This window comes from Mesorhizobium sp. M0437 (genome assembly GCF_040321335.1).
Taxonomy (GTDB): Bacteria; Pseudomonadota; Alphaproteobacteria; order Rhizobiales; family Rhizobiaceae; genus Mesorhizobium.
In genome coordinates, this window is record NZ_JAMYRK010000178.1 from 1 (window position 1) to 2,024 (window position 2,024).

Genomic DNA, 2,024 nt, shown 5'->3' on the forward strand with positions numbered 1-2,024 from the left:
GGCGCCGCCCATACAGCCTTGAGATCGGCGGCGAGCGCGGTGACGTGTATTGGCGACAGAAGTGATGGCTCCGATGTCGAGGCATCATGCGCGGCAATCCTGCTCTCGATCTCGCCGACACGCGTAAGCGCCCGGTTCCATCGCAACTCCAGTTCCGCCGCGACCAGCCGGTTCTGCGGATCGATGGCGTCGTATTGCCGGAACGCCCGATCGGCGTTGTAGCGTGCCGCCTCGCGATCGCGCATCAGAGCATCGCGGACCTGATCGCGGCGACTGGCCGCTTGCGCTTCGGCCTCGACGGCCGCGGCTATCGCTGCCGGCTCGACAACCCGCAGAAGAGCTTCCTCGATGGCGTCGTCGACGCGTAGTCCACCGAAGGCGATGCAACGCGGCTCGCCATTGTCAAGCAGACCACGCCAGCAGGAATAGCGCGGAATGTTGTGCTTGGTTCCCGTGTAGCGGACCGTCAGCTTGCGGCCGCAGCGCCGGCAGCGGACAAGGCCGGCGAGCAGAGCGTCGCCATGCTTGGGCGCCCCGTGATGCCGGCTCGTGGGCACGTTGTCGCTCACCATCTTGCGGATCGCTTCCGCCCTTTCCCAGCTGACGTAGCCTTCGTGTGCACCCGGGATCAGCGCCAGCCATTCATCACGCGCCTTACGGCGGCTGCGCGAACGAATGGCTGTTGCATCATATCCCGACGCAGCACGAGTCTTACCATAGGCGTAGGCGCCGCCGTAGATCGGGTTCTCGATCATTCGGTGGATGGTCGCATAGCTTGGCCTGCGCCAGACCACATCGCCATTGTTGCGCTTGGCAGGCAAATCCAGCCCATGTTCGAGGAACCAGAGCAGGGCCTGGCGGGCACTGCCGAGTTCCGCCACCTTGTCAAACACAAGGGTGATGGCCTCCTGCATGCGACGGTCGGGATCCTTCTCCAGCCGGTCGCCGACCTTCACGAAGCCGACCGGGGAAGCGACGACGAGTTCACCGCGCCGGGCCTTCTCATAGCGGGCCGACAAGGAGCGCTGACGCAGAAGATCGAGCTCATACTCGTTGAGACTGCCCTTCAATCCCAGCAGCAGCCGGTCATTGCCCTGGCGCGGTGCGTAGACCGTCTCCTGGTCGATCAGCACGGTATCGACGACGCGGCACATCTCGATGAGCTGCTGCCAGTCGCGGCTGTTGCGGGCGAAGCGCGATACCTCCCGCGCCGCAACCGCCCCAACCTTGCCGAGACAGACTGCTGCGACCATCCGATCGAAGCCCGCTCGCGCGACACCGCCAGCAGCAGAGCGGCCGAGATCGTCATCGACCGTCTCGATGCAAGACCAGCCGAGCGCGACCAGGCGATCGCGCATCGCATACTGCAGGGCGCTGCTCTCACGATTGTGCAGAACCTGATGGGCCGAGGACTGCCGCACATAAAGGATCGCCTTTCGCTCCAGATGGTGGGGCCGGATCTTCTCATGCATCATGGCGTGCCTCCTCCCGTGGAACGGCGCGCTCGCCGTCGACGTGGTCGAGGATCAGGCGCACCATCAGCTTTGTCAGCGTCAGGCGCGTCTCTTCCGGCAGCGCCTGCCATGGTGGCATCTGCGCGGTCTCCGCATCGTGCGGGTTGGAGAACAGATCGAACTGATATGTCGTGGGCTGGCGCGGCATGGACCTCTCCCCGATTCGCGTCGTGAGGATCCGATGCTGCGCCCGAAACCTCCAATTGCGATGGGGTGTGGGAATTGGCCGTCGCGTCCTGCAGCAGTGTCACCAAGACGCCAAGCGTTCTGGGATCGACATGTGGGGCAGCGGCAATGCGCCACGCGGTGCAGACCGCGCGATCAAACATCCAGGCCGGAACCTCCAGCCACCGATCGGAGGCGTGGCCAGAGAGACTGCAGCGGAAAACCTCCCGGTCAGCCTTCTCGATCACCTCATGAACGTGAACACAACGCCCGGCCCAGGGATGCCATGGATAAAGAAACTTGCGTTCCTCGGTCCCGTGGGCGTTCTCTCGTCGTGTTGTACAA

2 protein-coding genes are annotated in these 2,024 nt (G+C 64.2%); both read right to left on the reverse strand.

What is annotated here, in order from left to right; all coding sequences use genetic code 11:
• Positions 1-1,475 (reverse strand): recombinase family protein (locus NKI72_RS34725; protein ID WP_352852212.1); only part of this gene is annotated, 1,475 nt, incomplete at its 3' end.
• A complete protein-coding gene (locus NKI72_RS34730) occupies positions 1,465-1,662 on the reverse strand; it encodes a hypothetical protein (RefSeq protein ID WP_023722661.1) in 198 nt (65 codons plus the stop codon). The genes NKI72_RS34725 and NKI72_RS34730, both read right to left, overlap by 11 nt.
• Positions 1,663-2,024 lie beyond the last annotated feature (362 nt).